General features: G+C 52.8%; 7 protein-coding genes. 2 read left to right on the plus strand and 5 right to left on the minus strand.

Annotated elements, in window-relative coordinates:
* Positions 1-3 precede the first annotated feature (3 nt).
* The 4 genes from GS632_RS21225 to GS632_RS21240 all read right to left on the minus strand — a co-directional run bounded on the left by GS632_RS21225 (position 4) and on the right by GS632_RS21240 (position 2,317).
* Complete coding sequence (locus GS632_RS21225; protein ID WP_010443788.1) at positions 4-738, minus strand: hypothetical protein; 735 nt, start codon at positions 736-738, stop codon at positions 4-6.
* 114 nt (positions 739-852) lie between these two features.
* A complete protein-coding gene (locus GS632_RS21230) occupies positions 853-1,179 on the minus strand; it encodes a hypothetical protein (protein ID WP_170418283.1) in 327 nt (108 codons plus the stop codon).
* Between the two features lie 5 nt (positions 1,180-1,184).
* The gene (locus GS632_RS21235) at positions 1,185-1,706 is read right to left on the minus strand and encodes a hypothetical protein (RefSeq protein ID WP_010443783.1); all 522 of its coding nucleotides are present in this window, start codon (positions 1,704-1,706) and stop codon (positions 1,185-1,187) included.
* Between the two features lie 53 nt (positions 1,707-1,759).
* Positions 1,760-2,317: a hypothetical protein gene (locus tag GS632_RS21240; RefSeq protein WP_010443781.1), complete on the minus strand. Its 558-nt coding sequence runs from the start codon at positions 2,315-2,317 to the stop codon at positions 1,760-1,762.
* Positions 2,318-2,528: 211 nt separating this feature from the next.
* On the opposite strand from GS632_RS21240, the gene GS632_RS21245 reads away from it, so the two are divergent.
* Entirely contained in the window at positions 2,529-4,907 is a 2,379-nt protein-coding gene (locus GS632_RS21245; protein ID WP_253284527.1) for an autotransporter outer membrane beta-barrel domain-containing protein, read from the plus strand.
* 88 nt (positions 4,908-4,995) lie between these two features.
* Here the strand turns inward: GS632_RS21245 and GS632_RS21250 are convergent, their stop codons facing one another.
* Positions 4,996-5,925, minus strand: a complete 930-nt coding sequence (locus tag GS632_RS21250; protein WP_171722434.1) for an SdiA-regulated domain-containing protein — start codon at positions 5,923-5,925, stop codon at positions 4,996-4,998.
* 169 nt (positions 5,926-6,094) lie between these two features.
* Between GS632_RS21250 and GS632_RS21255 the strand changes: the two genes are divergently transcribed.
* Positions 6,095-6,401, plus strand: a 307-nt coding sequence (locus GS632_RS21255) for a hypothetical protein (RefSeq protein ID WP_171722433.1), incomplete at its 3' end; no start/stop codon positions are given.

The following is a 6,401-nucleotide window of genomic DNA, read 5'->3' on the forward strand; positions in this document are numbered from 1 at the left end:
CGGTCAAAATGTGGGCGCGCGCCGCCATTCGGGATCGAGAGCCCGCAACTCTTGCAGGGTCCCCGCGCCATGCGCTGCGCCATAGAGGACAACGACGTTACCCGGAGCGGCATCGATCACGGCTGCCAAGTGCCTGTTACGTGCGTCAATTGTGATCTGCGTGACCCGCGCGGGGTCCGCAGTCGGCAGAACGAAGTCTCTCATGGGCGTCGACAGGTTCTCTTCGCTGATTTCGAGTGGTCCAATCAGCATTTCATAGGCGTCTGCGATTTGTGCTGGTGTCAGATCCACGTTCACATCCTGACCACCGGGGAAGCCAAGGAAAGCCTCGTTGTCCTGTGCAACAAGACCGTCCGACACGTTCTCGGCATAGAAGGCCGGCGAGGGAAGCATGCCCAGCATTGCGCGTATCCTTAGTTTGTCGGCGACGCTGGCCGTGTCGAAGTCGATAAACTCGTAATAGAGGTCCGCTCCATTTAGCTTGAGGCGTTCGACCTCAGCGGCAATACGATCATAGAAAGGCTGCTCGGCGATATGGATCATGGGGATGAAATACAGGCTTCGCTCGCCATTGGTGAAGGTAAAGCGTTTTGCGCCACCTGCAGATCCATCGACAATGAAGTCTTCCTCGGTCAAGGTGCCAATGTCGCCAGGTGGACCCTCGGGTATAGGATCCCCCGCAGCGTTGTTCCCGATCACAGCTGCAGCCAATAGTGAGATGGCAAACGATGTTGACAACTTTTCTCTGAAAGATTTCGTTGCACTCCTCGCAGTGGCCGTGATTCTTGTAATGGTTGCCATTGTTGTGGGGACGCAAGAAAAAATGAATTGGGACGCGGACATGGATGTTTCTTACCTTCGCGGTACGCTGAAAAATGTGTAGCTGTTCGTCTGGGTCAGGATTGGCACACCAGTCTGTGCCATGAGTTCATCCATATCCGTCGAACCGGTTGAACACGCTACAAGATCGGCAGCGTCGTCTAGGAAATCGAGGGTAAAAGCGCTTTCGCCAACGAGGCGGCAATCATCAGCAGCGCTTCTGTAGCCGCGGACGAAGATCAATTCCGGATCAGGTTCGCTTATGGCAACCTCAGGAGTAGTTTCAATGCACCCCGAAACAGCCAGCACCGATGCGATAGTGCCGATATTGAGCATAATCATTTCGAGGTGTCGTTTCAAATACGCTACTCCCACTCTGCGCGCGTGCTGCGCCACACCTTTTCTTCTGCATCCCATACGCTGGCTACGATGCAGGGCGTTGGGTTGATACCTTCACACTGCGAGCCATGCACATCCGCCAGAAGCACCCGGAACGGGCCGATGTTCGCCATCTCCCAACCCTGATTGAGAAGCGAAAACGCACGATCCTCGATCAGGAAATGGGACATGCAACCGCCTGTACCACAATAGAGTGATGCAGCGGTCGAACACGAGAATCCACTTTCGTCCAGCCCCCAGTCCCGCTGGAGGTCTCCGTCCAGATCCACGCGGCGAACCGCACCGAACTCCAGGGCGAACTGTCCGTTCTCGAATTCAGAACAAGCCCTTTGGGCGGCTTCGACCTTTTCGGCCAACCGCGCCGGCAGCGCAGACCAATCTTGTGCAATTGCTGGACCAGTGTTGAATGCCGTCAAGATTGCACAGAGAAAGAACGCCCATTTCCGGGCATCGTCGCGGTTGCTCTTTCTGGCTATCTTAGTCTCCATTTTCGATTCTCCATCATGTACCTAAGGTTCCGCTGCATGGTTCGCCGGTGTTGTCACCGAATTCGATTTAGTTTCGTCACCATCACTGAAGACAAGGAATTTCGACCGTTCTTCGCCAAACAGCCCGAACTGGAACCCTGTCGGCGGCTGTGATCGAAAAAGCTGTGCGACGTCATCGCGCGAATGGTATCGCCATCAAAAGCAACGCTTACACTCCAAGGGTCGTCTGGCTCTCTCACGAAAGCGTTGTCGATGACCTTCTCTGCGGCACCATTTCCGCAGCAGACTATGCCTTCAGACGCTTCCATGATCCGAGATTTCGACACGCCGGAGTTGCAGGCTAAGCGCTGGGAATTGACCGCCGTGGACGAGCCTTTGAGCGTGGCGAAACCGATATCCAGTCCAACTTTCCGCACTTCCACCTTGGGGCTCCTTTCCCTGCAGAAGAGTACATCTGCAGTTCGCCGCGACGCGTGACAGTTGGGAGCAAACATCATCCGCGCAATCCATAATTCGAACACTGGCATTCGACAACTCGCTGCACTTTGCTTGAACGGCCGCTTTAAGCGCTTCGTCGCAGCAGACGGACGTAACTGGTGTGCTTTCTGCATGCGCGAATACTCCGGGCAGAGTTCTTGCAGTTTCGTGAGTAAATTCTATCGCGAGGCGAATAATCTTCAAGCGGCACTGTTGCACCGCGGCCCCCCATCAAAAACCATTTGCCATAGCGGTCTTTCATTCGAATATTTTTTTGTGCTCAAATATTCTCCGGATGATCGCAAAAGGTTGTGGCCGCGTTTGTGAAGTTAGTGGGGAGAGCTTATGGAAACAAAGGATCGAGTTCAGGCAAGCGTAGCGCCGTACGTTGATCGCGCACTTTTCACTAAGCTCACACTCGGAGCCTTGGCGTACTTCTTACTGCCCGGCATTGCCCAGGCCCAAAGTTCGCAATCTTGCGCTGAAGTTGGTGCTCCGCGTCAAGAATACACTGCTGGAACAGAGACCATTCTTAGCGGGCAGACGATATCTTCTACTGTTAAAACCTGCCTGCCAATTCCAAACGGGCCCATCACGGCGCTTCTGATTGGTAATTCCACCATAACGCCTTCTGGGGAAATTGAGCTGTATGTCCCGGGGCAGAGTCAAAATCCAGACAGAGCATCGGTACTGACTTTGTTGAACGTCGATGTCGCGGCAGGGAGCGGCGACTTTGTTTCACGGGAGGCCCTGACGACGCAAATCAACGGCAGACTACGAGTCAATATTGTAGGGACTTCGATAGGATCAGGACGGTCCATGACATTTGCGCCCGCAAATGGGAGTGATGTTGACCCAACCGAGGTATTTTTCCAATCAGACACGCCGTTAACTTACGATAATTTGACAGTAACAAACGCGACGGAAATCGCGTTTGGTGTGATCAACATTCAGACAAGAAGCGCTCAAGCGTCTGATTTTACACTGACCAACAGTTCAATGTCGGCCACCAGCAATATGGTGATCGGTGCTGGTTCAACACTTCGGCTTGACGCGTCCAGCAGCTTAACCACGGTCGATTTTGATAACTTTGGTACTCTGGCCGGCAACGGCACCGTGAACGCATTCAATTTCAACGTGAGAAATGGCGCTGTTCTTTCACCGGGCTCCTCGATTGGGACGTTGAATATTAATAGTGCAATTTCCTTCGCTGCGGGGTCGACGATTTTGTCGGAAGTCGACCCCGCAGCGGCACAAAAAGCAGATCTGGTTTCGTCAACAGACGCAGTCACTGGTATCAACAACGCCACCATACAAGTCGAAGCCGCTCGTCCAGGCTTGACTGCGCAGGACTATGCTGCTGGCAACGACTACACGGTTTTTCAAGCCTCGCGTTTCGATGGAAACTCCCCAACTCTTGTTGCCGGAGGATCTCTGCCCGCCCTATCCAGTCTGAGTATCTCAAACACGCCAACCGCAGACGGTAGAATTGATATTGCGTTTTCGACCCTCCCCGTTTCGAGTTTACCGCAACATCCATCAGTTGTTGGATCTCCCAATGCAAGCAACCTTGCTGGTGCGGTGGCCAACACCACAAACACGTCTCCAGGAACCAACCTGACCAACGGCACAACCTTGGGCAATGCCGTTAACACGCTTACCAATTCAGGTTTGGCTGGGTTTAATAGTGTGCACGCAGAACCATATTCCTCCAATTTGACCGTTGGTCTGGAGCAACTTGACCTGATAACCAACACCGTGCTGAGCCACGCTGACTGCCGCAAGTATCAAGCGGTCGGCTTCAGCAATGAGGATCAACCTATTGCATCGGGAGACATCGACTCGGCCCAGAGCCCTAGTGGCGCAATAGACTGCTCTGATCGGCGCTGGTGGATCGACACGGCCTATGTGAGCGGGGACGTTGATGGAAGCAACGGCCTTGGGACATTCGACTATTCGCTGGGCACCATTCTGGTCGGAGCGGATGTCGCAAGCACCGATAGAGGTGTGGTCGGCGTGTACGCAGGTTTTGGGACATCCTCCATGGATGAACACGATCAAGTCGATCAGGACTTTTCGACCGACAGCTATCATGTGGGCGTCTATGGGCGTACAACAACAGGAACCTGGGAGTTTTCCGGGCTGATCGGTTACATGTTCGGTGAAACTGACGCCAAACGGACTAACCCTTCTGTTGATGGCTTTACAGGAGGCGAGGCTAAATCGGAATTGGACCAAGAGGGAATCCACGCCGGTATCCAGGCACGGAAGTTGTTTAACCTGGACAGCGGTGCAAGGGTTTCTACGGTTTTTGGATTGAACTACGGGCGTATTCAACAAGGTTCAGGCACAGAGACTGGCGGTGGTGACTTCAACTACTCGATTGAAAAAGCGAATGCAGAGTCTCTGGTCGCTTCCATTGGGTTTGACTACCAACGGGACTTCTTGACAGAGAATGGTTTGCTAACCCCAATCGCCTTTGCTCGTTACGAGTATGACTTCTTTGCCAACAAGGATAGTGAGCACGAAATCACTGTCACGAGCCCGATATTTGGCACGTTCACACAAGTCGGACAAAACCGAGGTGCAAATGGTTTCGTTCTTGGTCTGGGGCTAGGGTATCAGATTTCTGATCTGGCCAGACTGACGGCAGGATATGGTTATTCAGTTCGCTCCAACGGCCAAGAGCACGGCCTCGGTGCAAACTTAAGTGTTCGGTTCTGATTAGGGCGGACCAACGAAGAGGAGTGGTAAGCTAGCAGCAACAACTTGCGGAAGCTATTGTGGCGATGTGAGCTTCATTCCCTAGCGATCAAAATTTGGGGATATTAAAAACATAGAGCCGCGATTTCTTGGCGTCGTCTGTCAGGATGTAGAGAAGCCCTCTGGTCTCATCGAGAGCGATCCCTTCGGGATGTTTAACTTCCTTTTGTTTTCCATCTTCTGTGAACGTCAAACTGATAGACTTTATTGACTTGGATTTTGGATTGTAGACGAAGATCTGACGGCTTTTGTCACTCACAATCCAAAGAGAACGTGAGGACCGGGACCATGCCAGGCCGCTCAAATCCAGTTCATCGTCCCCTACGCGATCAGACATAAAACCAGCCTCGCGATCCAAAGGGATGATTTCCTCAATATCAGTCAGCTCTGGCGACAATACCAACAACAGCCGCGGCTGACCTTCGATAACCACGAATACTCGGCCGGTGTCCGGATCGACGTTGATGCCCTCAGGTCCCTTATTCAATGGATTGCCGACGAGCAATTCAGCGGCGTCCGAGTAGCCTTTGAGAGATGTGAGAGGGATTGTAGTTAGTTGAATGGGGTCTGTCGGGTGAACGACTAGAATTGATCGATCAGTTTCCTGAAGTACTAAAACAGACCCATCTTTTCGTGATGCGACGCCCTCCAGATCTGATCCCGCCAATGAAGGCGGCTTGAAAGAGTTTCCTAACACCCCGTCGGTTCCAAGTAGGTGCAGTCCAGGTTCAGCGTCGCTTACGGACCACAAGAAGCCTTCAGCGTTGGACAAAGACAATCCGGAAGGCTCTGAGAAGCCTTCCGATTTATCTGCCACCTTGAATGAGGCGATGAGAGTCAAACCGGGGTTGTCGGCGTGGGCGAGCTCAATCCAAGCCAGAAATGCAATAGTAGCGCTTGCAAAAGAAGCCAGTGTCCTAAGCTTGGGGAAGCGCCGTGAAAAGCCAATTTTCGACCGAAGCAGCTTGTGTTCTGACATTGGATATTCTCGCGCTTGGACCACATCCCTGTATCAGCGTTCGTACCAAAGTCCGGATGCGATGTCCGGAGAATGCACGGTAATCTCTTTACCTGATCGCGCCTGTTGCGATTGAATTGGACAAGATGGCGGAACGCAATCTGCCAGAGCAAGCAGGAAGGAAGTTAAGTTGAACAAGACTTTCCCACTCATGGCCGCGCTATTGATGGTGCTGTTGCCAGGCGCTGCGGTAACACAAATCGACCCCGCGACCATGTTGGCCGGTACTACGGAGTCGGAAATACTTATCGAACGACGTTGGTTACAGTTTCGGGGCAAACAGGAACTGTATTTCTTCACTCTCGACGTCATCGTAACTGTCATACTGACTGGACTAATCGTCTATCACCCCGTGAGGCGGAGAGCCCGCAGAAGTGTCAGTGATATCGTCATGCCGCGACTGTTCTTCCTTTATGCGCTTGTCGGCATGGCGGTTG

The sequence above is a fragment of the Ruegeria sp. HKCCD7296 genome (assembly GCF_013110775.1).
Taxonomy (GTDB): Bacteria; Pseudomonadota; Alphaproteobacteria; order Rhodobacterales; family Rhodobacteraceae; genus Ruegeria.